Here is a 14,166-nt window from a genome sequence, read left to right as displayed (position 1 = left end):
GGCGCGTAGCGCGGGGCGCTCCGGACCCGTAGGGTCTTTACCGAGGGCCCCTCACGGGGGCTCTTTCGCCACGTTCACCCCAGGGCCACGACCCCGTCACTGTAGGAATAAGGAGCAACATGAGCTACGCCGTGACCAATCCCGCCACGGGCGAGACGGTCAAGACCTTCGACACGATCACCGACGCCGGCCTCGAGGCCGCGATCGCGTCGGCCGAGAACGCGTACCGCACCTGGTCGAAGACGACCACGGTCGAGGAGCGGGCGGCCCTGGTCCGCCGCGTCGGGGAGCTGCACGTGGAGCGCCGCCAGGAGCTGGCCGACATCATCGTGCGCGAGATGGGCAAGCCGGTCGAGCAGGCGCTCGGCGAGGTGGACTTCGCCGGGGCGATCTACGAGTACTACGCCGACCACGCGTCGGAGTTCCTGAAGGACGAGCCGATCCAGCTGCTCGACGGCACCGGTTCCGCGGTGGTCCGCCGTTCGGCGCTGGGCGTCCTGCTCGGCGTCATGCCGTGGAACTTCCCGTACTACCAGGTCGCCCGCTTCGCTGGACCGAACCTGATCATCGGCAACACCATCCTGCTCAAGCACGCCGAGCAGTGCCCGGAGTCGGCCGCCGCCATCGAGCGGATGTTCCTGGACGCGGGCTTCCCGGAGGGCGCCTACGTCAACATCTACGCATCGCACGACCAGATCGAGAAGGTCATCGCCGACCCGCGCGTCCAGGGCGTCTCGCTGACCGGCTCGGAGCGCGCCGGCGCCGCGGTCGCCGAGATCGCCGGCCGCAACCTCAAGAAGGTCGTGCTGGAGCTGGGTGGGTCCGACCCGTTCATCCTGCTGTCGACCGACGACCTGGACGCGACCGTGCAGAACGCGGTCGACGCCCGCCTCGACAACAGCGGTCAGTCCTGCAACGCGGCCAAGCGCTTCGTGATCGCGGACGAGCTGTACGACTCCTTCCTGGAGAAGTTCACCGCCAAGCTCGCCGAGGTGGAGGCCACCGACCCGACCAGCGAGTCCTCGGCGCTCGGCCCGCTCTCGTCGCTGAAGGCGGCGGAGGGCCTCGACGAGCAGGTGAAGCGCGCCGTCGCCAACGGCGCGACGCTGGTGCGCGGCGGCGGCCGCAACGGCGCGTTCTTCGAGACGACCGTGCTCACCGACGTGACCCCGGACAACCCGGCCTCCAAGGAGGAGTTCTTCGGTCCGGTCGCCCAGGTGTTCCGCGCGAAGGACGAGGCGGACGCGGTGCGCATCGCCAACGACACCCCGTTCGGGCTCGGCTCGTACCTCTACACGACCGACGAGGAGCAGGCCCTCCGGGTCGCCGACCAGATCGAGGCCGGCATGGTCTTCGTCAACGTGGTGCTTGCAGACGGCGCTGAGCTGCCGTTCGGCGGCGTGAAGCGCTCCGGCTCGGGCCGGGAGCTCGGCCGGTTCGGCGCCGACGAGTTCGTGAACAAGAAGCTCATCCGCATCGGCGGCTGACGCTCTCGGTGTCACGGACGGCCGGTCGCCTTCGGGTGGCCGGCCGTTTCGGCGTTTCGGAGCACGAGACCGCCTGCGCGGTAGACCACCCGGTCTTGACACTTCCTCACAATCAGCGGGACGCTGTCCCCGTGCAAGAGCTGCCGATCGTCTACTGCCGCGGGTATGCCGGCCCGACCAGCCAGATCGACTCCACGGTCAACGATCCTTTCTACGGCTTCAACGAGGGCGCCACCCACACCCGGGTCAACGGTGACGGCGACCCGATGTTCTACCAGTTCGAGGGACCGCTGCTGCGGCTGCTGGGGGAGCGCGCCTACCAGGTGTTCGTGCGCGGGAGCCAGAAGGAGCTGCTCGCGACCGCCGCCGACGGCTCGCTGCCGCAGAAATCCATCTGGATCCACCGCTTCTATGACGAGGCCGCCACGACGTACGCGGCGCCGACGCCGCGCACCGGCAACCTCTTCGACCGGGCGATCACCTGGACAGAGGACCTCGTCCGCGAGCACACGCAGGCGCAGGGCTTCGACATCGAGCAGGCCGCACGCGAGCTCTACGACCTCGTGCTGTCGGTGCGCGAGAAGACCGGGGCGCCGAAAGTGTTCCTGGTCGCGCACTCGATGGGCGGCCTGGTCGCGCGCTGCATGATGCAGAAGGTGTGCGAGGAGGGTGGCCGCATCCCGGCGAAGGAGCTCGTCGCCAAGTTCTGCACCTACGCGACCCCGCACGGCGGGATCGTCTTCACCGGCGGCCTCCTCAACTGGCTGATGGAGACCTTCGGACCGGCCGGGTCGGACATCTTCTCGCCGCCGAAGATGTACGGCTACCTGACGCCGGGCAAGAAGTTCGGCGATAAGCCGATCGGGGTGGCGTGGGACCCGCGGGTCATCCCGTCGGCGGTGTTCGACGTGGACGACGTGTTCTGCATCATCGGCACCGACCAGAACGACTACAACCTGGCGAAGCTCGGCGTCGGGCCGCGCAGCGACGGGCTCGTGCTCATCGAGAACGCCTACGTGAAGGGCGCGCACCGGGCGTTCGTGTACAAGTCGCACTCCGGTCCGTACGGCGAGGTGAACTCCGAGGAGGGCTACCAGAATCTGTCGCGCTTCCTGTTCGGCCACTGGTCGGTGCAGGTGGAGCTGAGCAATCTCCCGCCTGCGTCGGTCGTGGCCGCGCAGCCGGACGTCGCCTGGCAGGCCGACCTCCAGCTCGCCATCCGGGGACTCTCCGTGCTGATCACCGAGCAGAAGGCCGTGCACTACAACCCGGTGCAGCTCAACGCGGAGATCGCGCAGCACGCCCCTGGCGCGCCGGGTGACGACTCGGTGGACGCGCCGATCCCGCTGGTGGGGACGTTCCTGTTCTCGAAGGAGCCGCCGAGCGACCTGCCGCCGACGCACGTGACGCCGGGGGTGGGCGACGATCCCGGGCCGGCCGGTGCGCCCGGCGCCGCACCCACTGCGCCCGCACCCGCTGCGCCCGCACCCGCGCCTGCGCCCGCCCGCCAGGGCTGGTGGCACCGCTTCGTGGAGTCGTTCGGAGCGGGCGACGACGAGCACACCACCGAGGCTGCCTCCCTCCCGCCGGCCGACGTCCCCCTCGAGAACCCGCTCGACCCCACGCTGCCCGCGGTGCCGGCCCCGGGCGCCGCCGGACCGGGCTCCTCCGAGTACGCCCGCCTCAGCCAGGATCTCTCCCGCTACGCCCTCACCCTCCGCGTCTACCAGGTCATCACGCGCAACGGCGTCTTCGACTTCTCCAGCAACCTCGAGCAGGTCGGCGACTGGCAGGACGTCCTCATCGTCGACATCGGCCGCTCCGCCGCCGGGCGCTTCGGCGCCTGGACGGGCTGGAACAGCGCCGTGCCGGGAGCGATCAACCAGCTCGGCCAGATGTCGGACGAACTGGCGCTCACGCCCGACCCGCAGAACCGCAACGTCATCCACGCGGTGCTCGACCTCCCGCCCGCCGCCCGCGCCCTCCCGATCTTCGGGCCGGCCGCGCAGCTCGCCTTCACGATCGTGAATAGGGACCCGGAGGGGTAGGCCCGGCGGCACGACGCGGCTAACGTCGGCCACATGACCGCCGCCGAAACCCTGGACGTCGAGGATCGCGCCCACCCGCACCACCACCACGGCTGGTGGTGGAAGACCCTCCTGGCCGGGTTCGGGCTGTGGGTGATCACCATCGTCGTCACCGCCTTCACCGGCAACATCAATCTCGTCCCGACGCTCATCCTGCTCGGCAGCTTCCTGGTGCCGTTCTGCGTCGTGCTCTTCGCGATCGAGCGGGTGACCGGGTCGATCAGCACCCTCCAGCTCATCCTCGCGTTCTTCGTCGGCGGCATCTTCGGCGTGCTCGGGGCCTCGCTGCTGGAGGCCGACCTCCACCAGAGCTTCTGGGTCTACGGCCTGGTCGGGCTGATCGAGGAATTCGTCAAGGTGGCGTTGCTGGTGATCTTCGGCTGGCGGACCGTGCCCAAGACCGCGAAGCAGGGCGCTCTGCTCGGCGCGACGATCGGGGCCGGGTTCGCCGCATTCGAGTCGGCGGGCTACGCGTTCAACGCGGCCATCACCTCCCGCGGAATCGACCTCGTCTCGCTGCTGCAGACGGAGCTGGTGCGCGCCATCCTCGCGCCGGTCGGGCACGTGCTGTGGACGGCGATCCTCGGCGCGGTGATCTTCGGCGCGGCCCGCGGCGCCAGACGGTTCCGCTGGTCGTGGTGGATCCTGCTCACCTACGCGTGCGTCTCGCTGCTGCACGCAGCGTGGGATTCCGCATCGGACATCGCCACATTCTTCGCGGTGCTGACCAACGGGAGGGCGGTGCAGGAGTTGCAGAGCGGCGGATTGCAGCAGAGCACGGCGAACCAGGTGGAGGCGCTCGCGACCGTGCTCTACATCGTGGCGCTCGCGGTCGTGTCGGCGGCGGGGATCATCACCCTGTGGCTGGTGCTCCGCCACTACCGCCGGACGGAGACCGCCCGTGCGGCGTCGGAGCCGCAGCCCGCGCCGATGCCCCCGGCCTAGTTACGCGTTTCTCCCGCCGGCGCGCGGGAGCGGGGGAGTGAGGTCGATCGGCGCGTTCGGGTGGGTCGGTTGGTACTCGGCGAGCCGCTCCGCCAGTTTCGTCAGGCGCCTGCGCGCCGCCTCGTCCGCGTTCTCTGCCGTGCGTACCGCCTTGTCGACGGCCTTGACTGCGCGCTTGTAGGCCTTCTTGGCCTTCTTCTTCATGCCCATCCTCCGACGGTGCCACCGGATCGCCGGAAGCTCAACCGGCTTGCGCGCGACCCACAGCTGAACGCCGGGCCCCGCTCAGGGGCGGGGGCCGGCGATCGGCCCCGGGCGGTCCGCGTAGGTGCGCCCGGTGACCACCAGCCGGAGGACCGCGGGCGCGACGTCGTAGCGTTCCGCCAGCTCGGTGAGCGACGTCCCGGCGGCGAACGCCTCGCGGATGCCGCGCACCTCGTCGTCGCCGAGCCGCCTCCGGTGCGCCTCGGCGATCGGGCCGCCGTGCCCGGCGTGGGAGCTGCCGCGAACGATCAGACTGACCCGCTGCTGGCTGGTGCCGAAGCGCCGCGCGATTTCGGTCTGCGAGACGCCGGCGCTGTGCAGTCGGCGCATCTGGACCACCTCGTCGTCGTCCCCGGACGCCGCTTCGACGCCCGTCGTGGCTCCGCGCACGACGGACGCGATCGTCCAGTGCGAGACGCCGAAGCTGTCCGCGATCGCCTGGCGGTCCTCGCCGGCCCTGACGCGCTCCCGGATCCGCTCCACCTGCTCGACGGTCAGCGGCCGGGCGCGCGTGGCAGCCGCGCCAGTGAGCGGTCCGCCGACGTCGGCGAACGCGCGCCCGGAGGCGATGTTGGAGACCATCTGGTGCGAGATGCCGTAGCGCTCCGAGACCTCCGCGCGCGGGGCGCCGGCGGCGACGGCCTCCCGGATGGCGACGACCTCCGCGCTCGTCACCTTGCGCGACTTGCCCGGCAGGATCGGTCCGCCGGCCTCCTGGCGCGACCGGCCGGTCACCAGGCTCGACACGGTGTTCTGGCGCACGCCGTACTCGGCGGCGAGCTGCACCTGGCGCGCGCCTGCGGCGTACTTCTCGCGCAGCTCGCGCACCTGCGCGTCGGTGAGCGGGACGGAGGCCATGAGCCGAGAGTATCGGTGCGGGCGGGCCGGCGGAACAGGGGTCCGGCGGCGCTGCTCAGTCGCGGTGGACGCGCTTGGCCAGCGGAGGCAGCGGGGCGCCGCCGGCCGCGAGGCGCGCCCTGTTGGCCTCCCGCAGCACCGCCCAGGCGTCGGCGACCGGGCCGACGTGCGCCAGCTTGTCGGGGTTGATGACCGTGCGGATGGTCTGGACGCCGCCGCCGACGATCTCCAGGCTCATCGTGTTGATCACCCGGTCGTCGCGGTCGCGGAAGACGGCGCCCGGCTGCCCGTTCACCTCGTGCTGCTCGACGGTCCCGCCGATCGCCGCGAACGGGCCGGCCATCGCGACCAGCACCTGCGCCACGTCGTCCGCTCCGATCACGCGCCGTGCCCACTGCGGCGCCTTGCCGCCGCCGTCGCCGACCAGGTCCACATCGGCGAGGAGAACCGCGCGCAGCGCCTCCACGTCGCCGGCGCGGAACGCGTCGAAGAACCGGGCGGCGAGGTCCTCGCGCTCGGCCCGGTCGGCGTCGAAGCGCGGCCGGCCCTCGTCCATGTGGCGGCGGGCGCGGACCGCGAGCTGGCGGCAGGCGGCCTCCGACCGGCCGACCGCCGTCGCGATCTCGGGGAAGTCGAACGCGAACACCTCCCGCAGCACGAACACCGCGCGCTCCAGCGGGGTGAGGCGTTCGAGCAGCAGAAGGGCGGCCATCGACAGCGAGTCCGCCAGCTCGGCCGCGCGCTCGGGGTCCTCGTAGGGATCGGAGAGCAGGGGCTCCGGGAACCACGGCCCGACGTAGGCCTCGCGGCGCACCCGCGCGGAGGAGAGCACATCGAGGGAGACGCGGGTGACGATCGTCGAGAGGTACGCCTTGACCGAGGCGGGCTCGACGCCCGCGGCTTGGTAGCGCAGCCACGTCTCCTGCACCGCGTCCTCCGCCTCCGTCACGCTGCCGAGGATGCGGTACGCGATCGAGAAGAGCAGCGGCCGGAGCTCCTGGAACGTCTCTTGCGTGTCCTCGGTCACGTCAGTCCCTCCGCGAACCCCTGCCGCCAGGACGGGTAGCGCAGCTCCCAGCCCAGCTCGCGCTTGGCCTTCGCGTTGGAGAAGGCGCGGCCCTCCGTCATCATGATGACAGCCTGCTCCCCGGCGGCCATCCGCGCCAGCCAGACCGGGATGCGCAGCGGAGGCTTCGCCCCCGCCGTCCGGGCGAGGTACGGCAGCCATTCGCTCGCCGGGGCCGGGTCGTCGTCCACGATGTCGAACACGCCGGTCGCGTGCTGCTCCAGTGCGAGGACGGTCGCCGACGCGGCGTCGTCCAGGTGCACCCACGAGCTGTAGCCCTGGCCGCGCCCGACCTGCGGGTACTGCCTGCGCCGCACCAGCTCGACCTGGTCGTCGGTTGCGCCCGGGCCGTAGAGGGCGCCGTAGCGGAGCACCGCGCCGCCGAACGCGGTCACCGTGTCTTCGACGTGCTTCATCGCGCGCATCCCCGGCTCGGCGGGCGTGCCGGTCAGCAGGTCGAGCGGATCGGCCTCGGTCTTCACCCAGCCGCCCTCGCGGAGGCCGTTCCAGCTCGCGTAGCCCTGCGCGAGGAACCGCGTCACGCCCTGCGCCTCGGCCGCGGCCAGCAGGTGGTCGGTGCCCTCGGTGCGCAGCCGGTTGGTGCCGGCGAACCACTTGTCGGGATGCTTGAGGTCCGGCTTGCCCGCGTGCGCGGGGTTGATCGCCGTCATCTGGTGGATGATCGCCTCCGGCTCGGCCGACGCCACCGCCCGGCCGACGGACGCACCGTCGAGTCCGTCCATCACGACGCCGGTCGCGCCCATCGCCTCGATCGTCCCGAGCTTCGCCGCGCTCGTCGTCGACGCCGTCACCGTGTGCCCGCGCGCCACCAGCTGCGGCACCAGCCGCCGGCCGAGCACGCCGCTCCCACCTGCCACGAAGACCCGCATCATGTCCACCTTCCGCTGTGTTCTCTGCGTACATCCCTGCAGACGGGACAGCGATCGCCCGTGTGACATCCGGCCCTCCCCGGGGCGGCCTCCACTCGCTAACCTGACGGCCATGAGCGAGAACGGGCGGGGCGGCCGGGTGATCGTCCAATCGGCGCAGTGGGGCTTTTTCTTCTTCATCGCGTACATCGGCGCGGCGATCTACTTCGTGTCGGTCTCCAACGGCTCGTTCTGGGGCGTCGTGCTCGGGCTGCTGCAGGCGATCGTCTGGCCGGCGTACGTCGTCTACCACGTGCTGGTGCTGCTGCATGCGTGAGGCGGTCGGTGTCGGAGGCGGGCTTTACGATCACACGATGACGCCGCCTGCCGCCTCCCCAGCTACGACCGAGCTGGTCGTCGCCGACGCCGCCTCCTGGCGCGCGTGGCTCGACGCCAACGAGGACGGCTCGGACGGCGTGTGGTTGGTGCTCGCCAAGAAGGGAACGACGGACCCGACGTCGCTCAGCTACGCGGAGGCGGTGGACGAGGCGTTGTGCAGCGGCTGGATCGACGGGCAGAAGCGCAGCCGCGACGCGTCGACGTTCGTGGAGCGCTTCACGCCGCGGCGCGCCGCCTCGCTGTGGTCGCAGCGCAACATCGGGCTGGTGGAGGCGCTGATCGCCGAGGGCCGGATGCGGGACCGCGGCTACGCCGAGATCGAGCGAGCCAAGGCGGATGGCCGGTGGGAGCGCGCCTACGCGCCGTCGAGCACCGCGGAGATCCCGGAGGACCTGGCCGCGGCGCTCGAGGTCTCGGTGGCGGCCGCCGCCACCTTCGCGACGCTCAACGCGGCGAACCGGTACTCCGTCATCCACCGCGTCATCACCGCGCCCAGCGCGACCAGCCGCGGCAACCGCCTCGCCAAGCTGATCGGGATGCTGGAGGCGGGCGAGACGCCCCATCCGCAGTGACGGCGCCCCGGCGCTCGGAGCGGGGCGTCGGTACGCCGGCGGCCTCCCCGCTGTCGCCGGCCACCGTTACAGTGCCGCTATGAACCGACGCACCGCCCGCCCCGACGACGTGGACGCGATCGCCACCACCATGGCGCTCGCGTTCCGCGACGACCCGGTGTGGGGTCCCGCGCTCGTCGCCGCGGACGGGGGCACCGGCCACCTCCTGCCGTTCTGGCGGTTCTTCGCGGAGGGCGCGGTCGGCCACGGGACCGTCTCGGTCCTCGACGGGCCGGACGGCGAGATCGCCAGCGTCGCGGTCTGGCTGCCGCCCGCCGTGGACGAGCTCACCCCGGAGCAGGAGCGCGACCTCGACACCCTCCTGGTCGCGACGCTGTCGCCGGAGCGGTACGCCGCGTACGAGCAGCTCTACGCGCTGTTCGACGACGCGCACCCGCACGAGCCGGCCCATATGTACCTGAGTCTCCTGGCGACGCATCCCGACCATCGCGGCCGTGGCATCGGGCAACAGCTGCTCGCGGAGGACCTCGCCCGGTTCGACGCCGGCGGGCTGCCCGCCTACCTCGAGTCGACCAACCCGGCCAACGACCACCGCTACGCGCGCGCCGGCTTCCGACCGGTGGGCGGCTTTCGCGCGGTGCTCGACGGCGCACCGGTCACGACGATGTGGCGCGATCCGGTCGATCGGGGCTAGACGCTCCTCGGTTCTCTGAGGAAACCTCGGCCGTAACGGCGCGCATCGACCCGGCCCGAGGGAGAGACCCATGAAGCAGAACGACCCGACCGCGGCCATCGCCGACGCCAACCGTGCCCTCCTCGACGCGCTGCCGTTCGCCGACGCGGACGACTTCGCCGACGCCGACCGCGGCTACCTCGGCACGCTCGAGGACCCGGTGATCCGCGACGCCGACGGCAACGCGGTCTGGGACGCGGCGGCGTACGACTTCGTGGCCGGGGACGCGCCCGACACCGTCAACCCGAGCCTGTGGCGGCAGTCGAAGCTGGTCGCCAAGCACGGCCTCTACGAAGTTGTCGACGGCGTGTACCAGGCCCGCGGGCTCGACCTGTCGGTGATGTCGTTCATCGAGTCCGACCACGGTGTGATCGTCGTGGACCCGCTCATCTCGAAGGAGACCGCCGCGGCGGCGCTCGGCCTGTACCGCGCGCACCGCGGCGACCGTCCGGTGGTGGCGGTGATCTTCACCCACAGCCACATCGACCACTTCGGAGGCGTGCTCGGCGTGGTGGAGGCCGCCGACCTGGAGGGACGGACGGTGCAGATCGTGGCGCCGGAAGGCTTCCTCGGCCACACCATCTCCGAGAACGTCTACGCCGGCACCGCCATGGGGCGCCGTGCGGGCTACATGTACGGCGCGGCGCTCGACAAGGGTCCCTCGGGGCAGGTGGGGGCCGGGCTCGGCCAGACCACCTCCACGGGAGAGCCTGGCATCCTCGTCCCGACCGTCGACATCCGGGAGACCGGCCAGACGCTCACCATCGACGGCGTCGAGGTCGAGTTCCAGCTGGCGCCGGGGACCGAGGCCCCCGCGGAGATGCACTTCTACCTGCCGCGCTACCGCGCCCTCTGCATGGCCGAGAACGCGACGCACAACCTCCACAACCTGCTCACCCTCCGCGGTGCGCTGGTGCGCGACCCGCACATCTGGTCCGCCTACCTGACGGAGGCGATCGAGCGGTTCGCCGACCGGTCCGACGTGCTGTTCGCCTCCCACCACTGGCCGACCTGGGGCGGCGACCGCATCCGGCACTTCCTCGGCGTGCAACGCGACCTCTACGGCTACCTGCACGACCAGACGCTGCGCGGCATCAACCGCGGCTTGACGGGTGCGGAGATCGCGGAGGACTTCGAGCTGCCGCCGGCGCTGGTGGCCGAGTGGAGCACGCACGGCTACTACGGGTCGGTGTCCCACAACGTGAAGGCGGTCTACCAGCGCTACATGGGCTGGTTCGACGGCAACCCCGCGCGGCTGTGGCCGCACCCGCCGCAAGCCCTGGCCGAGCGGTACGTGGCGGCGATCGGCGGCGTGGACCGGGTGGTCGAGCTCGCGCGGGAGGCGTACGATGCGGGCGACTTCCGCTGGGCGGCGACGCTGCTCGACCACGCCGTCTTCGCCTCGCCGGCGCACGAGTCGGCCACGGCGCTCTACGCCGACACCCTGGAGCAGCTCGCCTACGGTTCGGAGAACGGCACCTGGCGCAACTTCTTCCTCTCCGGGGCGACGGAGCTGCGCGAAGGCAACTTCGGCACCCCGACCACGGCGGCGTCACCGGCCATCCTCATCCAGCTCTCCCCGGAACAGCTCTTCGACTCGGTCGCGATCCGCGTCGACGGCCCACGCGCGTGGGACCTCGACCTGGCGTTCGACATCACCCTGACCGACCTGGGCCGCAGCTTCCACCTCACCCTGCGCAACGGGGTCCTCGTGTACGTGGAGCGCGAGCCGTCGGGGGAGGCGCCCCTGCACCTCACGCTGACGAAGCCGCGACTGCTGCGGCTGGTGGGCGGCGACACCGAGACGGACGGGCTGACGGTGGACGGGGACCTGGGAGTGCTGACGCAGATGGTCGGCGTGCTGGATGAGGGGGATCCGGGGTTCGACATCGTGGTGCCGTAAGCGCGGCGGGGCGGGGTCAGTCGCCGACCGGCCCGGGTGTGGCAGCGTCCTCTGTGTCGCCGCCGTCCTCTGTGTCGCCGCCGTCCTCTGTGTCGCCGCCGTCCTCTGTGCCGCCGCGGTCCTCTGAGTCGCCGTGGTGCTCTCTGTCGCCGCCCTCCTCGCTCGTCTCTGCACCGTCCTCGCTGTCGTCCGAGCCGCCCTCGCTCTCGTCTTCGCTCTCCTCGCCGGACTCGCCGCGCCCCTCCGCCAGCGCCTCCGCGACCGCCTGGTCCACGGTGAGCTCGCGGCCGGCCGCGATGGCGGCGGCGACCTCGTCGCCGTGCGGCCCGGAGAGCAGATCGTCCAGGTAGCGCTGATGGAAGGTGAACGTCGGCCCGTTGTGGAGGCCGCTCCGCTCGCGGAGAGCCTGCGCCGCGCCGGCCAGCTCGCCCGCCCGCTCGTCGTCGTGCGAAAGCGCCGCGACCGCGACCATGCCCTCCAGACCATAGGCGATGCCCTCCGGGTGACCGACCGCGGCGGAGATCGTCACGCTCAGCGCGAAGTCCGATCGCGCCGCCGCCACGTCGCCGAGCATCAGCTCTGTCCAGCCGAGGTGGTACGACGCGATCCGCTGGCCCACGCGGTCGCCGGACCGGTTGGTGAGCGCGAGGCTCGTGGTGAAGTGGTCCTGCGCCTCCGCCAGGTCGCCTTCCCGCAGGGCGACCCGCCCCAGCAGCACTCGGGCCATCGACTCGCCCCACACGCTTCCGTTCGCGCGGTAGAGGGCGAGCGCGGCCTCCATCACCCGCCGGGCGCGCGCGGTGTCGGGCGTGTCGCCGGCGAGCAGGGCGAGCGCGAGCGAGATGGAGGCGATCCCCTCGCCGGTCGGGTCGCCGGTGCGGCGGAACAGCTCGATGCTCTCGGCGAGGTCGGCGGCGACACTGCCGTCGGGGTCCTTCCAGAACATGATGGTGCGGCTGAAGTAGAGCGCGATGGCGCGGGTGTGGGGGTCGAGTTCGTCGCCGGACGTCAGCGCCTCCTCCATCCAGGTGCGCACCTCGCCGAGCAGGCCGGTGACCCACCAGTACAGGTAGAGGCTGAAGGCGAGACGCGCGGCCCGATCCCAGTCGTGTCCGTCGAGCAGGAACCGCTCGGCCGCCCGGAGGTTGTCCCGCTCGTCGCCGAGACGCCGCATCCACCGGCGCTGCCCGGCGCCACGGAGGTCGTCCTCCGCGTCGTCGCCGAGCGCGAGGAAGTAGCGCGCGTGCGCGTCCCGCACCGCCGGCTGTTCGCCGCTGTGCGCGAGCTGCTCCCTGGCGTATTCGCGGACGATCGCCTGCATGGAGAACCGCGGCCGGTCGTCGCTGTCGTGCTGGCCGACGAGGCTGCTGTCGACGAGCGCGGCGAGATTCTCGAGGACCTCCGCGTCGGCGGGGGTGTCGCCGTTGTCCGGCGTGATCGCCGCCCCGACGAATTCCGCGGCCTCCAGCGTGAACCCGCCTTCGAACACGCCCAGCCGGGCGAGCAGTTTGCGCTGGTCGCTGCTGAGGAGCTGCGTGCTCCACTCGATGGTCCGCCGGATGGTCTGCTGGCGTGCGGGAAGGTCGCGTGCGCCGCCGACCAGCACGGACAGCCGCCGGTCGAGCCGGTCCAGCAGTTCCGCGGGGGAGAGGACCCGCACGCGCGCCGCCGCCAGCTCGATCGCGAGGGGCACCCCGTCGAGGGCGTCGCAGACCCGCTCGACGGCCTCCTCGTTGTCGGGGGTGATCTCGAAGTCCGGTTTGACGGCGTGGGCGCGCTCGACGAACAGGTCGACCGCCTGCTCGTCGCCGAGCGGTTCGACGTCGTAGCTCTGTTCGCCGCTGATGCGCAGCAGCACCCGGCTGGTGACCAGGATCGCGAGCTCGGGCGCCTCCGCGAGGAGTGTGGTGAGGGCGGGCGCGGCGTCCACGACCTGCTCGAAGTTGTCGAGCACGAGCAGGATGCTGCGCTCGCGCAGCGCCGTCGCCAGGTTCTCCATGATGGGGGCGTCGCCGGTGTCGCGGACGCCGAGGGACTGCGCGATGCGGCTGGGCACGCGTTCGGGGTCGTGGACGGCCGAAAGGTCGACGAACACGGCGCCGTCCTCGAAGTCCGGCGCCGACGCGCGCGCCGCCGCGATCGCGAGTCTGCTCTTCCCGATCCCGCCCGGGCCGACCAGTGTCACGAGCCGGGTCCCGGAGGCGAGCATCCCGTGGATCTCCGCGATGTCCCGCTCACGCCCGACCAGCCCGGTGAGCGGCACCGGCAGGCGGACGGGATCGGCCACCGCCGGATCCGGTCCCGAGCGCCCGATGGCGGGGCGCGTCGGTTCGTACTCGTCGAGGATGGGCGCCTTGCTCTGGTCGAAGCGCTCGGCGAGCAGGATGGCGAGGTCGGCCTCCACGAGCCGGGCCAGCTCTTTGGCGGTCTCGAAGTATTTGTAGGCCGCGCGATCGTCGTCGCGGATCCGGTTCAGGAGGCCGGTGAGCCGCTCGTCCCGGTGCTCCGAGGCCTTGACGTAGAGCAGTCGGGGGACGTCGTCGGGGCAGAGGTTGTATTCGTCCTCGAGCCCCGAGACCTCTTCGTCGGGCGCCACCCAGCCGTAGCGCTCCCAGTAGAGACCGAGGAAGACGTCGGACTGCTGGAGGTACGAACGATAGAGCTCCCGAGGCGGGTGGGGACGCGCCCCGAGCTCGAACATGACGGGAGCGAGGTGCAGCCGTTCGATCGCGTTCCGCGCCGCGCGTCGTTCCTCGGCGAGCTCCTGCAGGGTGGAGGAGACGAAGATGCGTAATCGCTGATCGGGAGTCCGGATTACATGAGGGCGGCTCATGTTATGTCATTGTGTTGCGTTCGTATGGAAATGTACAGGGGAGGCGGGCCAACGATTCAGGCTCTGCGCCGATCCCGGCCACCTTGCCGCCTGGGTTCTCCCGCTCTATGCCTTGCCGCTCCCGCTCTACGCGTTGCCGCTCCGCGCTCT

The 14,166-nt window shown here is 71.5% G+C and carries 12 protein-coding genes; 7 read left to right on the top strand and 5 right to left on the bottom strand.

Annotation, left to right across the window (positions count from 1 at the left end; translation table 11 throughout):
• Window positions 1–119 precede the first annotated feature (119 nt).
• From AC1ROW_RS05650 to AC1ROW_RS05640, 3 genes are all read left to right on the top strand, one after another.
• On the top strand, window positions 120–1,487 hold the full coding sequence (locus tag AC1ROW_RS05650) for an NAD-dependent succinate-semialdehyde dehydrogenase (protein WP_493017856.1): 1,368 nt from the start codon (window positions 120–122) through the stop codon (window positions 1,485–1,487).
• Between the two features lie 131 nt (window positions 1,488–1,618).
• The gene (locus AC1ROW_RS05645; protein ID WP_493017855.1) at window positions 1,619–3,535 is read left to right on the top strand and encodes an alpha/beta hydrolase; all 1,917 of its coding nucleotides are present in this window, start codon (window positions 1,619–1,621) and stop codon (window positions 3,533–3,535) included.
• A gap of 33 nt (window positions 3,536–3,568) precedes the next feature.
• Window positions 3,569–4,519, top strand: a complete 951-nt coding sequence (locus tag AC1ROW_RS05640; protein WP_493017854.1) for a PrsW family intramembrane metalloprotease — start codon at window positions 3,569–3,571, stop codon at window positions 4,517–4,519.
• Here the strand turns inward: AC1ROW_RS05640 and AC1ROW_RS05635 are convergent, their stop codons facing one another.
• The 4 genes from AC1ROW_RS05635 to AC1ROW_RS05620 form a co-directional block, all read right to left on the bottom strand.
• Window positions 4,520–4,723, bottom strand: coding sequence for a hypothetical protein (locus AC1ROW_RS05635; protein WP_493017853.1), 204 nt, complete (start codon window positions 4,721–4,723; stop codon window positions 4,520–4,522).
• Between the two features lie 81 nt (window positions 4,724–4,804).
• Entirely contained in the window at window positions 4,805–5,641 is an 837-nt protein-coding gene (locus AC1ROW_RS05630) for a hypothetical protein (RefSeq protein WP_493017852.1), read from the bottom strand.
• Window positions 5,642–5,696: 55 nt separating this feature from the next.
• The gene (locus AC1ROW_RS05625) at window positions 5,697–6,668 is read right to left on the bottom strand and encodes an RNA polymerase sigma-70 factor (protein ID WP_493017851.1); all 972 of its coding nucleotides are present in this window, start codon (window positions 6,666–6,668) and stop codon (window positions 5,697–5,699) included.
• Entirely contained in the window at window positions 6,665–7,597 is a 933-nt protein-coding gene (locus AC1ROW_RS05620) for an NAD-dependent epimerase/dehydratase family protein (protein WP_493017850.1), read from the bottom strand. Before AC1ROW_RS05620 ends, AC1ROW_RS05625 begins: the two co-directional genes overlap by 4 nt.
• Window positions 7,598–7,709: 112 nt before the next feature.
• On the opposite strand from AC1ROW_RS05620, the gene AC1ROW_RS05615 reads away from it, so the two are divergent.
• The 4 genes from AC1ROW_RS05615 to AC1ROW_RS05600 all read left to right on the top strand — a co-directional run bounded on the left by AC1ROW_RS05615 (window position 7,710) and on the right by AC1ROW_RS05600 (window position 11,183).
• Window positions 7,710–7,913 carry a hypothetical protein gene (locus AC1ROW_RS05615; RefSeq protein WP_493017849.1) on the top strand — a complete coding sequence of 68 codons (204 nt, stop codon included), beginning with the start codon at window positions 7,710–7,712 and terminating at the stop codon, window positions 7,911–7,913.
• 37 nt (window positions 7,914–7,950) lie between these two features.
• Window positions 7,951–8,547 (top strand): YdeI/OmpD-associated family protein, encoded by a 597-nt coding sequence (locus tag AC1ROW_RS05610; RefSeq protein ID WP_493017848.1) that lies wholly within the window; start codon window positions 7,951–7,953, stop codon window positions 8,545–8,547.
• A 79-nt stretch (window positions 8,548–8,626) separates the two neighbouring features.
• Complete coding sequence (locus tag AC1ROW_RS05605) at window positions 8,627–9,241, top strand: GNAT family N-acetyltransferase (protein WP_493017847.1); 615 nt, start codon at window positions 8,627–8,629, stop codon at window positions 9,239–9,241.
• A 70-nt stretch (window positions 9,242–9,311) separates the two neighbouring features.
• Window positions 9,312–11,183, top strand: coding sequence for an alkyl/aryl-sulfatase (locus AC1ROW_RS05600; protein WP_493017846.1), 1,872 nt, complete (start codon window positions 9,312–9,314; stop codon window positions 11,181–11,183).
• 16 nt (window positions 11,184–11,199) lie between these two features.
• Here the strand turns inward: AC1ROW_RS05600 and AC1ROW_RS05595 are convergent, their stop codons facing one another.
• Window positions 11,200–14,016, bottom strand: coding sequence for a DUF4062 domain-containing protein (locus AC1ROW_RS05595; RefSeq protein WP_493017845.1), 2,817 nt, complete (start codon window positions 14,014–14,016; stop codon window positions 11,200–11,202).
• Between the last annotated feature and the right edge of the window lie 150 nt (window positions 14,017–14,166).

The sequence above is a fragment of the Leifsonia sp. GW821-FHT13C09 genome, assembly GCF_058806435.1.
Note: the sequence above shows the minus strand (reverse complement) of the source record. Positions and strands in the feature narration are given on the sequence as shown.

Excerpts from the sequence above, each read along its gene's own strand:
- AC1ROW_RS05650 (WP_493017856.1), top strand. The coding sequence starts at position 120 with ATGAGCTACGCCGTGACCAATCCCGCCACGGGCGAGACGGTCAAGACC.
- AC1ROW_RS05640 (WP_493017854.1), top strand. The coding sequence starts at position 3,569 with ATGACCGCCGCCGAAACCCTGGACGTCGAGGATCGCGCCCACCCGCAC.
- AC1ROW_RS05635 (WP_493017853.1), bottom strand. The coding sequence starts at position 4,723 with ATGAAGAAGAAGGCCAAGAAGGCCTACAAGCGCGCAGTCAAGGCCGTC.
- AC1ROW_RS05630 (WP_493017852.1), bottom strand. The coding sequence starts at position 5,641 with ATGGCCTCCGTCCCGCTCACCGACGCGCAGGTGCGCGAGCTGCGCGAG.
- AC1ROW_RS05620 (WP_493017850.1), bottom strand. The coding sequence starts at position 7,597 with ATGCGGGTCTTCGTGGCAGGTGGGAGCGGCGTGCTCGGCCGGCGGCTG.
- AC1ROW_RS05615 (WP_493017849.1), top strand. The coding sequence starts at position 7,710 with ATGAGCGAGAACGGGCGGGGCGGCCGGGTGATCGTCCAATCGGCGCAG.
- AC1ROW_RS05610 (WP_493017848.1), top strand. The coding sequence starts at position 7,951 with ATGACGCCGCCTGCCGCCTCCCCAGCTACGACCGAGCTGGTCGTCGCC.
- AC1ROW_RS05605 (WP_493017847.1), top strand. The coding sequence starts at position 8,627 with ATGAACCGACGCACCGCCCGCCCCGACGACGTGGACGCGATCGCCACC.
- AC1ROW_RS05600 (WP_493017846.1), top strand. The coding sequence starts at position 9,312 with ATGAAGCAGAACGACCCGACCGCGGCCATCGCCGACGCCAACCGTGCC.
- AC1ROW_RS05595 (WP_493017845.1), bottom strand. The coding sequence starts at position 14,016 with ATGAGCCGCCCTCATGTAATCCGGACTCCCGATCAGCGATTACGCATC.